Below are 17,000 nucleotides of genomic sequence, written 5' to 3' on the forward strand. Positions count from 1 at the left end.
GCGGCTGCCCAGGTGCATCTGTTATGGTCGTTTTTCTTCGCATCTGCATCTGTTTTCAGACGCGCGACAGGGAGAGCATCGACGCCATGGATTCGCTACCGCTCTACCGCCAGCTTGCAGCACGCTATGTGGACGCGATCCACACGGGTTCGCTCAAGCAGGGCGACAAGCTGCCTTCTCTGCGCAGCCTCATGCGCCTGCACGACATCAGCCTTTCGACCGCGCTGCAGCTGTGCCGCACGATGGAGAGCGACGGCTGGGTCGAGGCGCGCGACCGCTCGGGCTACTTCGTGCGGCGGCCCAAGCGGCTGGCCATTGCCCCCATGGAAGAGCCCGCGGCCGGCGTGCCGCCGGATCCGGCCCAGTACGTGGGCATTCACGCCAAGGTGTCGGACTTCGTGGCACGCCGCCGGCAGATTCCGGAAAAACTCAATCTCTCGATTGCGCGCGGCGCACCGCAGCTGTACCCGGCCGAGGCCTTGCGCAACGCGATGACGCGCGTGCTGCGCCAGCAACCCGAGCTGCTGACGGTGGCGGCGCAACTGAAGGGCCATCGGCAGTTCCGCGAAGTGCTCGCGCAGCGCAGCGTGCGGGTGGGCATGACGATCTCGCCGGAAGACATCCTGGTGACCAACGGCTGTATCGAGGCGCTGAACCTTGCGCTGCGTGCCGTCGCGCAGCCGGGCGACACGGTGGCGGTGGAGTCGCCCACCTTCTACGGCTTGCTGCAGGTGCTCGAGAGCCTGGGCATGCGCGCGCTCGAAATCCCGACCAGCCCGCAAACGGGCATCTCGATCGAGGCGCTGGAACTCGCAATTGGCGCCTACGACAACATCAAGGCCGTGGTGGTGGTGCCGCACCTGCAGAACCCGCTGGGCAGCGTGATGCCCGATGCCCACAAGGCACGGCTCGCGCAGCTGTGCGAGCGGCACGCCATTCCGCTGATCGAAGACGACACCTACAGCGAACTGGTCGACGCGCCAACGCCGCCGCGCGCGCTCAAGTCCTGGGACACCAGCGGCAACGTGATCTATTGCGCCTCGCTGCACAAGATCCTGGCGCCCGGCCTGCGGCTCGGCTGGATCACCGCCGGCCGCTGGCAGGCGCGGGTAGAGATGCTCAAGTTTGCGCAGACGCGCAACAACGAAGGGCTTTCGCAAAGCGCGGCGGGCCTCTTCATGGGCACCGGCGCCTACGACCGCCATCTGCGCCACCTGCGCGCCTGCCTGAAGACGCAGCGCGAGCAGACGGCCGATGCGATTGCGGGCTACTTTCCGGCGGGCACCCGCATCAACCTGCCACCGGGCGGGCTGCAGCTGTGGGTCGAGCTGCCGGAGCGCCTTTCGTCGTCGCGGGTTTTCGATGCGGCCCTGGCCGAGCGGATCGTGGTGGCGCCCGGCACGCTGTTCTCGAACTCGTCGCGCTTCGACCATTACCTGCGCATCAACTGCGGCTGGCCGTATGGCGAGGCGGTCGACTCGGGCCTGCGCCGCCTGGGCCAGATCGTCGAGACGCTGATGAGCCGCAGTGCGCCGGCGTCAGAAGGTGTGAAGGAACCGTCGCGAGCGCCCCGAGCTTGCGTCGAGGACCGGAACCGTACTCGCGTACGGTGAGGACCGCAGGTGCGAGATCGGGGTGCGCAGCAGGTTCATTCGCACCTTCTCAGTCGAGCAGCGCCAGGGCGGCGTAGTCGCCGACCTTTTCGCCGAGCCCCGCGGGCACCAGCGTCACGCCGCGCGTGAGCGGCAGCAGCTTGCCGTCAACCTGTGCCTGCAGCCGCGGCAGCAGAAAGTCGCGGTGGTGCCAGAACACGCTGCCGCCCAGGCTGATGCGCTGCAGATCGAGCGTCGCGACCAGGTTGTAGAGCATGCGCCCCGTCACGCGGCACAGCGCATCGACGATGCTTATGGCATGCGGCTCACCCGCCGAAGCAGCGGCAAACAGGTCGGGCGCGGGCTGCCCGAAGCGGCGCGCAATGGAGTTGCCCGCCACCAGCGCTTCCACGTCACCGAGATTGCCGCAGCCGCAGAGCGCGCCGCTGGCATCGTCCGCCACAAAGCTGTGACCCGCGTGGCCGGCATTGCCGTTCTTGCCGCGCAGCGCGCGTCCGTCGACGCACAGGCCCACGCCCACGCCGGTGCTCCAGGTAACGTAGGCGCAATTGTCCAGGCCTTGCAGCGCGCCCCACTGGCGTTCGGCCTCCAGCGCGGCCACGGCGTCGTTCTCGACCCGCACGCTGCCGAAGCGCCGCGCCAGCGGTGCTTCGATGATGGCCGTCATCCAGTTGTTGGGCAGCCCGCGCGCCGGACCGGCAATGCCGCCGCAGATGTTGGGCGTGGCCAGTTCCACCATGCCATCCCGCAGCTCGAAAGGGCCGGTCGACGAGACGCCGACGCGGTCGATCGCGGCGATATCGATCCCCTGCTCGGTGCAGGCCTCGTCGATCATCCGCATGATCTGCACGGCCACGGCGTCGTTGTCGCCGGTCTTGGCAGTCGGTTCGCTGCGGCGGCCGAGCAGCGGCGCATCGCCCGAGGCGGAAAGGCTCACGGCCACCTTGGTGCCGCCGATGTCTACGCAGGCTCTCATCGCGTGGTTCTTCTCTTTCTTTTCGGTTTCTGGTTCATCGATGGTGCTAGATGAAGCGCGCCACCAGCGCCGCGATCATGCTGAGCACCAACGTGCTGGAAATGGGCAATTGCCACTCGCGGCCAAAAGCGCGGAACTCGAAGTCGCCAGGCAATCGCCCGAAGCCGAACCGGCGCAGCCAGGCCGTGAGCCCGCTCATGAGCACCAGTGCAAGGACGACGACGATCAGCCAGCGGAACATGGGAACAGTCTAGGCCGCAAGAACGGCCATGGCTTGTCGGTGAAGTTCGGGCGTTGCGGCCGCAATCACCCTGCCGTCGGACTCCAGCCCCAGGGGCCGGCCCTGCCAGTCGGTAATGACGCCGCCCGCCGCCTCGATCACGCCCGCCGGGCCCAGGTAGTCGTAGGGCTGCAGCCCGGTTTCCACCACCAGGTCGATCGTGCCGCCCGCAAGCTGGGCATAGCCGTAGCAGTCGCCGCCGAAGCGCCGCATCGCGCATTGGCGGCTCAGCCGGTCGAAAGCCTGCCAGTCGGCCGGCGCAAAGATGTCCGGCGAGGTGGTGACGATGCGCGCCTTGGCCACCTCGGTGCAGCCGCTGGCATGCACCGGATGGCCGTCGCGCGTGGCGCCCTTGCCGGCCTGGCCGATCCAGCGCTCCTTGAGCACCGGCATGTCGATCATGCCGAGCACCACGCGGGCGCCTTGCAGCACGCCGATCAGCGTGCCCCAGAGCGGAGAGCCTGTAATGAAGCTGCGCGTGCCGTCGATCGGGTCGAGCACCCAGACGCGCTCGGCGTCGAGCCGCTCCAGGCCGTGTTCTTCGCCGAAGATGCCGTCGGCCGGCGCACGGGTGGCAAGAATCTCGCGCATGGCGGTTTCGGCGGCGCGGTCCGCCAGCGTGACGGGGCTTTCGTCCGCCTTCGTGATGATGTCGAGCGGCGTGCGGAAATAGCGCATCGATTGCGCGGCGGCCGCATCGGCCAGCGCATCGGCAATCGACAGGAGATCGGGGTTCGGGGAGCTCATGAAAGAAGTGACGCGTGCCAAAACTGCGATTAGACCCGAGCCGGGCCCGGTTTGACACGCCGGGGGCCGGCGCTCTAGCATGGGCCGAACTCCCCGTCCCACTCGATCCCTGATCACCACTGAATGGCTCCATTTCGATCTTTGCGCACGGCGCTGCTGGCGCTCTTGCTCGGCTGCATGGCTGCATTGGCCCAGGCCGCCCCTTCCGCGTCGGAGCAGAAGCTCATCGACACGCTGATCCAGCGGGTCTCCCAGATGAAGACGGTGACATTCATGCGCAACGGCAAGGCGCACGATGCCGACGACGCCGCCAAGCACATGCGGGCCAAGTTCGACCACTTCAAAGACGAGATCGCCACGGCGGAAGACTTCATCGACCGCTGCGCTTCCCGCTCTGAAATGACCGGCAAGGCCTACCAGGTCAAGATGCCGAATGGTTCGATGAAGGACGCCAGCGAGTTCCTGAATGCCGAGCTGCGCACGTTGCGCAAGGGCGCCGCGAAGCCCGGCACCGGCTGAAACAGCGCACCTTCAGAAAGGCGTGTCGCCCACGATGGTGGTGCGATTGAGGCGGCGCCGCAGGTGGTCGGGCGTGCCGGCTGCAAGGTGCATCAGCGAGCGGTTGTCCCAGAACACGAGGTCGTGCGGCGCCCACTGATGGCGGTACACGAACTCGGGTTTCACGCTGTGCGCGAACAATTCGGCCAGCAGTGCGTCGCTCTCATCCTGCGGTAGGCCGACGATGCGCGTCGTGAAGTGCTCGCTGACGAACAGCGCCTTGCGGCCCGTTTCCGGGTGCGTGCGCACCACCGGCTGCACCGCGGGAGCGACCTGGTCGATCTGCGCCTGCGAGAGCTTGGGCCGCCACGGGTTCTTGGCGCGCAGTTCTTCGTACTTGGCGAGGTAACTGTGCTCGGCCTTGAGCGGGAGGATGCGCTGCTGCAGCTGCGGGCTTAGAGCTTCCCATGCGAGGTGCTGATCGGCGAAGAGCGTGTCGCCGCCTTCGCTCGGCAGCTCTTGTGCATGCAGCAGCGAGCCCAGGCTCGGCTGGGGCTTGTACGAGATGTCCGAGTGCCAGTAGACGCCCGCGTCGCCCAGGCCGATGGGTTCGCCGTTTTCCTTGATGTTGGAAACGATCAGGATCTCGGGGTGGTTCTTCAGGTGGAACTGGTGCAGCACGTGGATTTCCAGCGGGCCGAAACGACGGCTGAAATCGATGTGCTCTTGGGGGGTGATTTGTTGGTTGCGGAAGACCAGGACGTGGTGGTCGAGGTGCGCTTGGTGGATGCGCTCGAAATCTTCGGCGCTGATGGGCTTTGAGATGTCGAGGCCGATGATTTCGGCGCCTACGGAGGCGTCGAAGGGGCGGACTTCGAAGTGCTGCCGAGTGGGGGCGGGCTTGGAACTCATCCCGCCAATGTAGGTTTGAGGGGTGCTTTCTCAAACGAACTCTTTGTTGGTAGCTTATTTTTGAGTTGAGTTTATTTATTTCCCGAGGCCGGGTCTCGCCCCGGCGCGACTCGCGGCGGCGCAGGTGGGGTTGGGCATGTCGACTGCAAGGTGCATCAACGAGGGGTTTGACCCAGACCACCAAGCATGCAGCGGCCCTATTGATGGCGGTACATAAACCGGCTTCGCGCTGTGCGCGAACAGTTCAGCCACCGATGGGCTATTCGTCGTGCGGCAAGCCGACGATCTGTTGTGAATGCTCGCTAGCGAACAGCGCCTTCGGCTTCGCCTCGTATGCACTCTCCCATGCGAGGTGCTGGTCGGCAAAGATTCCCAGCTTACGACTTAGCTTTTGGGATTCGCTAGCCGGCGGCACATCCGCTATCTAATGATGCGCCAGTGAATGTCCGTCCGTGGCTATCCAGTCGGGATCGCCTTACGCACCAAAATCTTTTAGCTTGAACTCAAGGAATAGCTTGTCAATTTTTTATTTGAATTAAAATAAAGCGACAGGGATTTTCTCTTGGCACCAGATGCAGTATTGATGTCATCGATTGTTGATAGATAAGGGATACTCGCCAAACTGGCAATGGCACGTTTTTGGCTATTTCTCCCTCCTCCATAACTCCAATAAGCAGACCCGTCGTTGGAGTCTTTTACATAGTCGGGGTTGCCAAACAATCTCTTGACGTCATCGGTCGTGGTCACTCCAGTTTTCAATGATTGGCTCAGCGATTGAGTTGTCGCACTTTCTATGGACGAGTTCCCTCCCACCGTACCGCAGGCCGTTATCAGGGCAAAAGAAAATCCGAGCCCACACATGATAATTTTTCTCACAAAATCTCCCTATAACTAAATTGCAATTTTAAATTGTTGAACTAATGCCGATACGTTTAGCAACAACAGTTGCCCAAGGCGACCATCTCAGAAGCGAGCTCAAAAAAGAAGAAAAAATTCAAGATGAGCCTCCTCTCCTCCATTAGGCGCGCGCTTGGCACAAGAGCTTAGTTTTTAAAAGGCAGCACATCAAGCGCCAAGAGTCCTCAGTTGGCGCGAGAAATTTACAAATTGCAGAAAGCGTTTAGATTCGAGGCAATGTGCGTGATGGAAATCACGCAGGCAACAAATAGCTCGCTTTTTTTGCCGGTTTTTTACTTCAAAAGATGCCGTGCGAGCACCGTCATGACAAGCCTTGAAGGACATTGCGAGCCGCGCGCCGCCTCGACTCGTCAATGCGCTGCGTAGTTCCATAGTTCCCCCGGCCGGGCGTCGCCCGGCGGGCGACCTACTTTTCTTTGCTTCGCTGCATGGATCGGAGACCTGGGTAACAGGTGTGCGGGGGACACGGGGGAAACACTTTCGAGGTCGATATGACCGAGGAAGTGGCCCATGCCCTGGCAACCGAGAGACCTGATGGACACCAAACGCGCATTCCTGGAACTGGCTTTGCAAGAAGGGGCCAACCGCCGCGAGCTGTGCCGGCGCTTTGGCATCAGCCCCAAGACTGCCTACGCGCGACTGCTCCGCCATGCGCTGCAGAGCATCAACGATGCGTGCAAACCCCACAGCACCCGGCGACACCGCAGTCCTGCGCGCAGCAGCTCCGCGGTCGAGCAAGCGGTCTTCGAACTGCGCCGCCAACACCCCCGCTGGGGCGGACGCAAGATCGCCCAGCGCCTGAGTGATCTGGGCTTCAGCGGCGTGCCCACGCCAGCACCATCACCGGCATCCTTCACCGTCATGGACTGGTCACCTCCGAAGCCAGCCAGGCGGCCGAGCATTGACAGCGCTTCGAGCACGAGCTGCCCAATGCCCTATGGCAGATTGACTTCAAGGGCTACTTCGAGACCGGCGCGGGGCGCTGCCAAAGAAAGGCGACCCTTACTGTCTGCGTCCCTTCGCTTCGCTGCGGGCAGCCTTCGCGCTCGCTCGGCCCCAACAGCCAACAGCCCAACTCAATGCCAACCACTGCGGCGCGCAGCGCCGCAGTGGTTTGGTAGCCGAGCGAAGCAAAGGCCCGTTCGGTTTCCAAGCCCCTCTGTATGCGCCGAGGAGCGGAGGGTTTCGCGGATCAGGGCTCGCAGCTGTTTGAGCGAAGCGAGTTCTGCGAGACCCCGCGAAACCCGAGCACCGCAGGTTGCCCGCAGCGAAGCGGAGGGTCGCAGACAGTGGGGTCGCCTTTCTTTTGCCTACGTTTCTTTGGCGAAGCAAAGAAAAGTAGGTCGCCCGCCGGGGCGAGACCCGGCCTCGGGAAGCAAACGAAGCCAGCAAATCGAAGAATCAGAGCGTATGACTCCGATCCCCCTCCAAAAACCCCATCGCCTCCCAAGCCTCCCCCACAGCAAACCCCACCACCTTGAACAGCTCCCCCATCTCATGCTCATGAATGAGCCGAGCCGCCATTCCCCTTTCCGCAGTAGAGCCCTGCTCCATCCTCGCCAGCAACCCGCAGTTCAGCAGAAACCGGGCCTGGCTGGTATAGCCCAGCACCTCGAGCCCCGCCTCTTGCCCCGCAAGCGCAATGCCGGTGAAGTTGACGTGCGCCGTGATGTCCTTGTAGCCCACGTCGGACAGCGGATCGCCATCGGCCTGGTGCGCGCGGTGGCACATCACGGTTCCCATGTGGCGCTGCGGGTGGTAGTACTCGCGCTCCGGAAAGCCGTAGTCGATGAAGAAGGCCGCGCCCTTCGTCAGGCGGTCCGCCAGGGTCGCGACAAAAGCCTCGGCCTGATGATGGATTTCGGTCAGGTAGTCGTGCTCGCCCGGCACCTCCAGCGGTGGCCGCAGTGCGGTCTCGCGGTCGGCCCAGGTCCAGCCGGTGCCTTGCGCATCGCGCACGATGCCGCGCTCGAACCACCGGCCGCCCACGCGCGCCAAGAGTTGCACCGGCATCGCATCGAGCACCTCGTTGCCGATCACCACGCCCTGCATCGACTCGGGCAGCTCGCCGAGCCATTCGACGCGGTCTGCGTGCCGCACCAGGGCCTGCTGCTGCCGCTCGCGCAGGGTGCCCGAGAGATCGACGATGCGGTAGCGCACGTCCGTTCGGCCCATTTCGTCGAGCGCGTGCAGCAGTTGCACGGCCAGGGCGCCGGAGCCGGCGCCGAATTCCCAGACCGTGTCGGTGTCGGTCTTCTGCAGTGCCTCGGCCACCTGCGCGGCAAGCGCCTGGCCGAACATGGGCGTGAGTTCGGGCGCGGTCACAAAGTCGCTGCCTGAAGACGGCATGTGGCCGAACTTGGCCGAGGTGTTGGCGTAGTAGCCCAACCCCGGCGCATACAGGGCCAGCGCCATGAAGCGGTCGAACCCGATCCAGCCGCCCGCGCGTTCCACGGCGCGGGCGATCAGGGCATCGAGGGCGATGGGTAAACTGTTCGTCGTCTTTGTCGTCACCCCCCGATTCTCCCTTCTCTGTCCGCATGAGCACAGCACCGCTTTCCGCAGGCCCCCGCACCGTTCTCGTCACGGGCGCGGGCCGCCGGCTGGGGCGCGAGATTGCACTGGCGCTGGCTACCGGGGGTTGGCAAGTGGCGGTGCACTACCGCAGCTCTCGCACCGAAGCCGAGCAAACATCCGCCGAATGCGCGGGGCTCTCGGGCAAATCGGCCGCCTTCGAGGCCGACTTGCTCGACGAAGGCGCCACGCGTGCCTTGCTGCCGCGGGTGGCGGCGCACTTCGGCGGGGTCGATGCGGTGGTCCACAGTGCGGCGCTCTTCGAGCATGACGACGCAGCCAGCTTCAGCTATGCGCTGATGGAGCGCCATGCGCGTAGCAACACCGGCGCGGCCATTCTGCTGGCACAGGCGTTGCGCGACCACCTGGCGCTGCGCGATGCGCAAGGCGCGGTGGTGCACCTGCTCGACCAGAAGCTCTGGAACCCGAACCCCGACTTCCTGAGCTACACGCTCTCCAAGGCCGCGCTGGAAGCCGCCACGCCCATGCTGGCGCTGGCTTTGGCCCCGCGCGTGCGGGTGGTCGGCGTGGCACCCGGCCTTACGCTTTCGAGCCACATGCTGGACGACGAAAAGTTTGCCCAGCTGCACAAGCTGTCGCCGCTGGGCCGCTCTTCCACGCCGGCCGACGTGGTGGCCACGGTGAAATTTGCGCTGGAAAACAACTCGATCACCGGCACCACGCTGCTGGTGGACGGCGGCCAGCACCTGATGAGATTCGAGCGCGATTTCTCGCTCATGTGAGCACCACAACACCATGTCTTCCATACCGCACGGCCACCAGACCCTCACTCTCCAGGGGCTGCGCTTCGATGCCAACCTGGGAATCCTCGAGCAGGAAAAACGGGCGCCGCAGCCGATCCTGGTCGATGCCGAGCTCAACCTCGGCCCGCAGCCGCTGCTGCCGCAGGACGACGACATCTTTCATGTGCTGGACTACCGCAAGGTGCGCCGAATCATCATCGACGAGTGCACCGCCGAACACGTGAACCTGCTCGAAAGCCTGATCGGCAAGCTCGCGCAGCGGCTGCTGCAGCTGCCCGGCGTGCGCGGCGTGCGGGTGAAGATCGCCAAGCTCGAAATCTTCGACGACTGCGAGGTGGCTATCCGCATCGAAGCCGGGGAATGGTGATCCAAGGCAAAATCGGAGGTCTTCCCCTCGTTTGACTGAAGTAGCCCACCAATGAACGCCGTCTGGATCGACGAGGCGCCCGTCGCCGGCGCCGCCACCACCACCAATTCCCTGAAGATCGAGCGCGAGACGCACAAGCTCGAGAAGCGCCTGTGCCGCGAGGTGGGCCGCGCCATCGTCGACTACAACATGATCGAAGAGGGCGACAAGGTCATGGTGTGCGTCTCGGGCGGGAAGGACAGCTACGCCATGCTGGACATCCTGCTCAAGCTCAAGGCCCGCGCGCCGATTCACTTCGACATCGTCGCGGTGAACCTCGACCAGAAGCAGCCCGGCTTTCCGGAAGAAGTGCTGCCCAAGTACCTGAGCGAGCTTGGCGTGGCCTTTCACATCGAGAACCAGGACACCTACAGCATCGTCAAGCGAGTGATTCCAGAAGGCAAGACGACCTGCGGCTTGTGCAGCCGCCTGCGCCGCGGCATCCTGTACCGCGTGGCGGATGAACTCGGTGCCACCAAGGTGGCGCTGGGACACCACCGCGACGACATGCTGCAGACCTTCTTCCTCAACATGTTCTTCGCGGGCAAGCTGAAAAGCATGCCGCCCAAGCTGGTGAGCGACGACGGCAAGCACATCGTCATTCGCCCCCTCGCCTACGTGGCCGAGAAAGACCTGGTGCGCTGGGCGCAGCACCGCGAATTTCCGATCATTCCGTGCACCCTGTGCGGCAGCCAGGAAAACCTGCAGCGCAAGCAGGTCGGCGAAATGCTGCGCGAGTGGGACAGGAAATACCCCGGCCGCGTTGAAAACATGTTCACCGCGCTGCAGAACGTGGTGCCTTCGCACCTGCTGGACGGAACGCGGCACGACTTCAAGGGTCTGAAGGCGACGGGCGTGGCCGACGAAGACGGCGACAAGGCCTTCGACGCGCCCTCTTTCGACTTGCTCTCCCAGGCACCCGCAGCCCTGCGCATTCTTCAGGGCTGAAGCGGCAACCCAGGGGAATTTTGGGCTGCGGAGCCCGGAGACCCTCATGAAACGTGCGTTCTTTGCTCTGTTTTTGGCAGCAACGCTGAGCGGCTGCGCCACCTCCTGGGTGGTGGACAGCGATGTGAAGAGCTTTTCCTCGCTTGGCGCGATGCCATCGGGCGCCACCTACCGCTTCGAACGCCTGCCTTCGCAGCAGGCCGACGCCGCACGGCAGGAATCTCTGGAAGCCATGGCGGCCGCGGCGCTCGAGAAGGTGGGCCTGCGCCGCGACGATGCCCGCCCGACCTACAGTGCGCAGATCGGCGCGCGCGTGACGGCCGGCCTTTCGCCGTGGGCCGACCCATGGCTCTTCGACGGCCCTTGGGGTTATGGAGGTTATGGCGGCTACGGTTACCACGGCTACGCCCGCCGCTGGTATGGCGGCGGCTGGTACGGCGGCCCAGCGTTCATGCCGCCGGCCGCCAACCCCTGGTACGAGCGCGAAGTGAGCATCGTGCTGCGCGACATCGGCTCGAACCGGGTGGTCTATGAAACGCGGGCCCGCAACGACGGCCCGTACAACGCGAGCGCGGCCATCCTGCCGGTGATGTTCGATGCCGCGCTGCAGGGTTTTCCGAATCCGCCGCAGGGCGAGCGCCGAGTGAACATCGAACTGCGCGCGGCAAAGAAATGACGCGCTTCTAGAATCCGGCCGGATGGAAGAAATTACCCGTTTGATTGCCGTTCGCCATGGCGAAACCGCCTGGAATGTAGACACACGCATTCAGGGCCAGCTCGACATCGGACTCAATGCCACGGGCTTGTGGCAGGCCAGGCGCGTGGGGCAGGCGTTGGCGGACGAGGACATCGGCGTGATCTACGCGAGCGACCTCTCGCGCGCCTGGCAGACCGCGCAGGAGATTGCGAAGCCCCATGGCCTCACGGTGCTGCCCGAGCCGGGCCTGCGCGAGCGCGCCTTCGGCCGCTTCGAGGGCATGAGCTTTGCGGAAATCGAGGCGACGCTCCCCGAGCAGGCCAGGCGCTGGCGCGAGCGCGACCCCGAGTTCGAGCCCGAAGGCGGCGAGAGCCTGCTGGTTTTTCGCGATCGGGTGACGCGCATTGCATCGAAGCTCGCCGCCCGCCACCCGGGCCAACTGGTGGCGCTGGTGGCGCATGGCGGCGTCATGGACGTGCTCTACCGCGCCGCCACCCGCCAGGAGCTGCAGGCGCCGCGCACCTGGCAGCTCGGCAATGCGGCCATCAACCGCATGCTGTGGACGGCCGAGGGCTTCAGCCTGGTCGGCTGGAGCGACACCGCCCACCTGGCGGCGGACGACGACGTTCTGGACGAAACGACCACCTAGGCGTGCGACGCCGTGCCGTGCGCCGCGGCGGCCTCGGCCTTTGCTTCGCCCGGCAGGTCGACCATGGGACCGGTGCCGCTGTAGCGGTCGAGCGCCAGGTAAATGGCGGGCGTGATGTAGAGCGTGATCACCTGCGAGAAGATTAGCCCGCCCACCACGGCCACGCCCAGTGGCTGGCGCAGTTCGGCACCGGCACCCAGCCCCAGCGCAAGCGGCAGTGCGCCCATCAGCGCGGCCAGCGTGGTCATGAGAATCGGGCGAAAGCGCAGCCGGCAGGCTTCGCGTATGGCATCGACCGGCTTCATGCCTTCGGTGCGCTGCGCGTCGAGCGCGAAGTCGATCATCATGATCGCGTTCTTCTTCACGATACCGATCAGGAGCAGGATGCCGATGGTCGCGATCAGCGTCAGGTCGAAGCCGAATATCTTCAGCGAGATCAACGCGCCCACCGCCGCTGACGGCAGCCCGGCCAGGATGGTCAGCGGGTGGATGTAGCTTTCGTACAGCACACCCAGCAGCACGTAGATGACCAGCACGGCCAGCACCAGCAGCACGGCCTGGCTCGATTGCGAGCTCTGGAACACCGCCGCATCGCCGCCGTAGGTGGTGATGATCGACTGCGGCATCTTCAGCTCTTCCTTGAACTGGTCGATCTTCGCGGTCGCGTTGCCCAGCGGCACGTCGGGCGCGAGGTTGAACGACACCGTCACCGCCTGCAGCTGGCCCTGGTGGTTGACCGAGGTCGGCCCCACGGTTCGCTTGACGGTCGAAAAGGCCGAGAGCGGCACCAGCCGGCCCGTGGTGCTGCGCACCGAGAGGCGCGAGACGTCGTCCTCGAACTGCCGGTCGCTGTCCGCGGCCGAGAGAATCACCTGGTAGGTGTTGCTCGCGCCGTAGATGCTGCCGATCTGCCGGTCGCCATACGCGTTGTAGAGCGCCAGTCGCAGGTCGCCGACAGCAACGCCGAGCACGCCGGCCTTGTCGCGGTCGATTTCGAGCGTGGCCTGCAGGCCGCGGTTCTGCGAGTCGCTGGTCACGTCGCGGAAGACCGGGTCGGCGCGCATCCGCTCCATGAGCCGCGTGGACCACGGCACCATTTCGCCGGCGTTCACGCTTTGCAGCGTGTACTGGAAGCGTGCCTTGCTCTGGCGACCGCCCAGGCGCAGGTTCTGCACCGGCTGCATGTAGACCGCAATGCCCGGAATCTCCCGGAAACGCTGGCGCAGCGATTCGAGCACCTTGGCCATCTTGGGGCGGTCGCTCCGGGGCTTGAGCACGGCGAAAAGACGGCCCGAGTTCTGCGTGGCGGTCGGGCCGCCCACGCCGACGAACGAGCTCACGTAGGCCACGCTCGGGTCGGCCTGGAGCGAAGCGGCCACGCGCTCCTGCAGCGCATTCATGGCGGTGAATGAAATATCTTCGGCCGCTTCGGTGGTGATCTGGATCTGGCCGATGTCTTCTTCGGGGAAGAAGCCCTTCGGAATGGAAATGAACAGCCAGGCCGTGACGACGAACGTGGCACCCGCGACCAGCAGCATCAGCGTGCGATGGCCAAGGGTCCAGTCGAGCGTTCGCATATAGGTGCCGTGCACCCAGCGGTAGCCCCGCTCGAAGGCACGGCCGATGGCGGTTCCGGGTTCCGGATGCTCTTCTTCGTGGTCGATGGCGCCTTCAGGACGTGGCGTGTGCTTGAGCAGCCGGCTCGCAAGCATCGGCACCAGCGTGAGCGACACCACGGCCGACACCAGTACGGCCAGCGCCACCACCACCGCGAACTCGTGGAACAGCAGGCCGATCACGCCCGGCATGAAGAAGATCGGGATGAACACCGCCACCAGCGAGATCGAGATCGAGATGATGGTGAAGCCCACTTCGCGCGCACCGCGCAACGCCGCCGCGAACGGCTCCATGCCCTTCTCGACGTAGCGCATGATGTTTTCGAGCACCACGATGGCGTCGTCCACCACCAGGCCCACGGCCAGCGTGATGCCGAGCAGCGAAACGTTGTCCAGGCTGTAGCCGAACGCATACAGCAGCGCCACCGCGCCGATGAGCGAGATGGGGATGGTGACGGCCGGAATCAGCGTGGCCACCAGCCGGTGCAGGAACAGGAAAATCACCATGACCACCAGCGCAATGGTGCCCAGCAGCGTAAGCTGCACGTCGTGCACCGCCTCGCGGATCGACAGCGAGCGGTCGTTGACCATGTGGATCTCGACCGATTGCGGAAGCTCTGCCTTGAAGCGCGGAATGAGCGCGCGCACCGCGTCCACTACCTCGACCGTATTGGCATTCGGCTGACGCTGCACGGCCAGCGAAATGGAGCTCTGGCCGTTGAAGCTGCTCGCGGTCTTGACCGACTCGAAGCTGTCTTCGATGGTGGCCACTTCGTCGAGCCGCACAGGGGCGCCATTGCGCTGGCCGATGATCAGCTTGGCGAAGTCTTCCGCCTTGGTGAGCTGCCGGTTGGCCTGGATGGTGAGCGTCTGGCGCGGACCGTCGAGCGTGCCGACGGGTGTGTTGGCGTTGGCCGAATTCACGGCCCTGGCAAGCTCGTCGAGCGTGATGTTGCGGGCGTTCAGCAGATCGGCATTGGCCTTGATGCGCACCGCGAAGGCCTTGCGCCCGTACACGGCCACCTGCGCCACGCCGTCGATGGTGGAGAGCGTGGGCGAGATCAGGTTCTCGGCGTAGTCGTTGAGCTCCGAGGGGTTCATCGACGGCGAAATGAGCGCGATGAACAGCACCGGCGCATCGGCCGGATTCACCTTGCGGTACGAAGGCAGCTGCGTGAGCTCTTGCGGCAACTGGCGCTGCGCGCGCAGCAGCGCGGCCTGCACGTCGACGGCGGCGGCATCGATGTCGCGGCTGCTCACGAACTCGAGCGTGATCGAACTCACGCCCTGGGTGTTGACCGAGCTGATGGTCTGCAGGCCCGGAATGGTCGAGAACTGCTTTTCGAGCGGCAGCGCCACCGACGAGGCCATGGTGTCGGGGCTTGCCCCCGGCAACTGGGCGTTCACGTTGATGACGGGCGTGTTGTAGCTCGGCAGCGCGGCCACCGGAATGCTGAAATACGCAAAGATGCCCGCCACCACCACCGCGGCGGACAACAGCACCGTCATGGCGGGACGACGGATGCACAGCTCCGAGATGTTCATGCGCGTTCCCGCGGGGTCTTGATGTCCGACGAGGCCGCGCTGCCCGGCGTGACGCCGGTCGTGCCCGCCGGCGCGGCCTTGGCGTCGACACGGACCTTGCCGCCCGGGCGCACGTTCTGGCTGCCCTCGATGACCACCTGCTCACCGGGCTCGACGCCGTTCACCGCCACCTTGGTGCCGAAGGTATAGAGCACCTGGACCTTGCGGCGCGCCGCGGTGCCGGCCTTGTCGACCACGTAGAGCGAGGCACCGTCCGGCAGCATCATGAGCGCCGCGGCGGGCACCACGGTAACGCCGGCCAGCGTGCGCACCGTGATGCGCGTGCCGACGAACTGGCCGGGCCACAGGCTCTGGTCGGCGTTGTCGAACACCGCCTTCGCGCGAACGGTGCCGATCTGCGGGTCAACCGTGTTGTCGACGAAATTGAGCACGCCGCTCAGCGGCTCGCGGCGCCCGGTCACGAGGGCCTCGACCTTGGCCCGGCTGCGCGCCGCGGCCAGCAGGTCCTGCAGATTGGCCTCGGGCACGGGAAAGCTCACCGCAATGGGGTCGAGCTGCGTGATGGTGACGAGGGACAGCGTGGGCTGCACCAGCGTGCCCGGGTAGATATTGACCGCACCGATGCGCCCCGCAATGGGCGCGCGCAGCGTGGCATAGCCCAGCGCCACCTGCGCCGACTGCACCGCGGCGCGATCGGCCGCCACCGCGGCGCGCTGCGCCTCGAGCTGCGACAGCGTGGCGTCGGTGGCGCTCTTGGAAATGAAGTTCTGCGCCAGCAGTTCCTGGCTGCGCTTGTACTGGCGCTCCAGATCGGCCAGCGTGGCCTCGTCGCGCTTTTGCTGCGCGCGGGCGCGGGCCAGGTTGGCCTGGTCGTTGCGGTCGTCGAGCGTGAAGAGCAGTTGGCCCTCCTTGACGAACTGCCCTTCCTTCACGTGCACCGCCGCCACGGTGTTGGTGACCTGCGGCCGAAGATCGACGCTGTTGAGAGACACCACGCTGCCGTTGACCTGGACCGTGACCGGCACGTCCTGCCGCACGGCGGTTGCGAGCGTTACCAGTGCCGGCGGCGCGCCGTCGGCGGGTGCCGCGCCCTTGGCGCCCGCGGCGGGCTTGGCGCTGCCTACGGCAAGCCGATCGCCAGATCCGCTCCACCACCATCCCGCGGCGGCTACGATCGACACACCTGCAAGGGCGAAGACGAGTTTTTTCTTCATGGATTTTTTGTGCACTTTGGGCTGACAGCGGCTATTGGATCAGCGGCCAGTTCACAGTGTCGACGGGTACCGTAAAGATAAGTAAAGCGGCAACGCAATGGCCCGTGCACAACCCGCTGTGGCAGGCGCAAGGCCGAATTCAACCTCGCCGCTAAAATCGCCGCTCCACAGCCTCTGGATATACCCCATGAACCGCTGCAAGAAACCCACGAATGCTCTCACTTTCATAGCGCTTTGCACAGTAGCTGCAAGCCTTTTTTCCATTGACGCCGCGGCCCAGGCCGACGTGCCCCGGCCGCAGACCCAGAACGAATCGCTGGTAGGCGGCCGCACGTTCCCGGTCGGCACGCTGCGCGGCAAGTTCATGGTCATCGACGGAGTCGACGTCGAACTCGACGGCAGGCCTGACCGCATGGCGCCGGGCGGACGCATCCGCAGCCCGCAGAACATGCTGGTCATGTCGAGTGCCATCGCCGGTCAGAAATTCCTGGTCAATTACACGCGCGACGCAGCGGGCCTGCTGCGCGAGGTCTGGATCCTGACGCCCGACGAAGCAGTGGCCAAGCGCGAATCGCTCGACAAGCCGCTCCTGAACATCTGGCCGTTCACCACGAGCGACACCGTCAACACGCAATAAAAATGC

The 17,000-nt window shown here is 65.0% G+C and carries 16 protein-coding genes and 1 pseudogene; 9 read left to right on the forward strand and 8 right to left on the reverse strand.

Annotated elements, in window-relative coordinates:
- Nucleotides 1-86 precede the first annotated feature (86 nt).
- Complete coding sequence (locus V9L21_RS15720) at nt 87-1,613, forward strand: aminotransferase-like domain-containing protein (protein ID WP_337313543.1); 1,527 nt, start codon at nt 87-89, stop codon at nt 1,611-1,613.
- A 49-nt stretch (nt 1,614-1,662) separates the two neighbouring features.
- On the opposite strand, the gene V9L21_RS15725 is transcribed toward V9L21_RS15720, so the two are convergent.
- Genes V9L21_RS15725 through hisN form a run of 3 tightly spaced genes read right to left on the reverse strand, consistent with a single transcriptional unit; the run spans nt 1,663 to nt 3,616 of the window.
- Nucleotides 1,663-2,589, reverse strand: coding sequence for an ROK family protein (locus tag V9L21_RS15725; protein WP_337313366.1), 927 nt, complete (start codon nt 2,587-2,589; stop codon nt 1,663-1,665).
- A 46-nt stretch (nt 2,590-2,635) separates the two neighbouring features.
- Nucleotides 2,636-2,830 carry a DUF2905 domain-containing protein gene (locus V9L21_RS15730; protein WP_126747984.1) on the reverse strand — a complete coding sequence of 65 codons (195 nt, stop codon included), beginning with the start codon at nt 2,828-2,830 and terminating at the stop codon, nt 2,636-2,638.
- A 9-nt stretch (nt 2,831-2,839) separates the two neighbouring features.
- Complete coding sequence (gene hisN, locus V9L21_RS15735) at nt 2,840-3,616, reverse strand: histidinol-phosphatase (protein ID WP_337313368.1); 777 nt, start codon at nt 3,614-3,616, stop codon at nt 2,840-2,842.
- Nucleotides 3,617-3,739: 123 nt separating this feature from the next.
- Between hisN and V9L21_RS15740 the strand changes: the two genes are divergently transcribed.
- A complete protein-coding gene (locus V9L21_RS15740; protein ID WP_337313370.1) occupies nt 3,740-4,135 on the forward strand; it encodes a DUF5329 family protein in 396 nt (131 codons plus the stop codon).
- A gap of 12 nt (nt 4,136-4,147) precedes the next feature.
- Here V9L21_RS15740 and V9L21_RS15745 read toward each other — a convergent pair whose 3' ends face one another.
- On the reverse strand, nt 4,148-5,026 hold the full coding sequence (locus V9L21_RS15745) for a TauD/TfdA dioxygenase family protein (RefSeq protein ID WP_337313372.1): 879 nt from the start codon (nt 5,024-5,026) through the stop codon (nt 4,148-4,150).
- Nucleotides 5,027-5,518: 492 nt separating this feature from the next.
- Nucleotides 5,519-5,902 carry a hypothetical protein gene (locus tag V9L21_RS15750; RefSeq protein ID WP_337313374.1) on the reverse strand — a complete coding sequence of 128 codons (384 nt, stop codon included), beginning with the start codon at nt 5,900-5,902 and terminating at the stop codon, nt 5,519-5,521.
- 552 nt (nt 5,903-6,454) lie between these two features.
- On the opposite strand from V9L21_RS15750, the pseudogene V9L21_RS15755 reads away from it, so the two are divergent.
- A pseudogene (locus tag V9L21_RS15755) lies at nt 6,455-6,927 on the forward strand (helix-turn-helix domain-containing protein); the annotation flags it as partial.
- Nucleotides 6,928-7,345: 418 nt separating this feature from the next.
- On the opposite strand, the gene V9L21_RS15760 reads toward V9L21_RS15755, so the two are convergent.
- Nucleotides 7,346-8,458, reverse strand: coding sequence for a class I SAM-dependent methyltransferase (locus tag V9L21_RS15760; RefSeq protein ID WP_337313376.1), 1,113 nt, complete (start codon nt 8,456-8,458; stop codon nt 7,346-7,348).
- Nucleotides 8,459-8,484: 26 nt separating this feature from the next.
- Between V9L21_RS15760 and V9L21_RS15765 the strand changes: the two genes are divergently transcribed.
- From V9L21_RS15765 to V9L21_RS15785, 5 genes are read left to right on the forward strand one after another with little or no spacing between them, the layout of a single operon-like run.
- Nucleotides 8,485-9,261, forward strand: a complete 777-nt coding sequence (locus V9L21_RS15765; protein WP_337313378.1) for an SDR family oxidoreductase — start codon at nt 8,485-8,487, stop codon at nt 9,259-9,261.
- A gap of 13 nt (nt 9,262-9,274) precedes the next feature.
- Nucleotides 9,275-9,649: a dihydroneopterin aldolase gene (locus tag V9L21_RS15770; RefSeq protein ID WP_126747977.1), complete on the forward strand. Its 375-nt coding sequence runs from the start codon at nt 9,275-9,277 to the stop codon at nt 9,647-9,649.
- 51 nt (nt 9,650-9,700) lie between these two features.
- Entirely contained in the window at nt 9,701-10,636 is a 936-nt protein-coding gene (ttcA, locus tag V9L21_RS15775) for a tRNA 2-thiocytidine(32) synthetase TtcA (protein WP_337313382.1), read from the forward strand.
- A 46-nt stretch (nt 10,637-10,682) separates the two neighbouring features.
- A complete protein-coding gene (locus tag V9L21_RS15780; RefSeq protein WP_337313384.1) occupies nt 10,683-11,312 on the forward strand; it encodes a DUF4136 domain-containing protein in 630 nt (209 codons plus the stop codon).
- A gap of 22 nt (nt 11,313-11,334) precedes the next feature.
- Entirely contained in the window at nt 11,335-11,982 is a 648-nt protein-coding gene (locus V9L21_RS15785; protein WP_337313386.1) for a histidine phosphatase family protein, read from the forward strand.
- Here the strand turns inward: V9L21_RS15785 and V9L21_RS15790 are convergent.
- Nucleotides 11,979-15,143: an efflux RND transporter permease subunit gene (locus tag V9L21_RS15790; protein ID WP_337313388.1), complete on the reverse strand. Its 3,165-nt coding sequence runs from the start codon at nt 15,141-15,143 to the stop codon at nt 11,979-11,981. The genes V9L21_RS15785 and V9L21_RS15790 overlap by 4 nt on opposite strands.
- Nucleotides 15,140-16,357: an efflux RND transporter periplasmic adaptor subunit gene (locus tag V9L21_RS15795; RefSeq protein ID WP_337313390.1), complete on the reverse strand. Its 1,218-nt coding sequence runs from the start codon at nt 16,355-16,357 to the stop codon at nt 15,140-15,142. The genes V9L21_RS15790 and V9L21_RS15795 overlap by 4 nt, the downstream gene beginning before the upstream one ends.
- Nucleotides 16,358-16,544: 187 nt before the next feature.
- Between V9L21_RS15795 and V9L21_RS15800 the strand changes: the two genes are divergently transcribed.
- A complete protein-coding gene (locus V9L21_RS15800) occupies nt 16,545-16,994 on the forward strand; it encodes a hypothetical protein (protein WP_337313392.1) in 450 nt (149 codons plus the stop codon).
- The last annotated feature ends 6 nt before the right edge of the window (nt 16,995-17,000 follow it).

It is taken from the genome of Variovorax sp. CCNWLW235, from assembly GCF_037204085.1.
In the GTDB taxonomy this organism is placed as follows: domain Bacteria; phylum Pseudomonadota; class Gammaproteobacteria; order Burkholderiales; family Burkholderiaceae_C; genus Variovorax.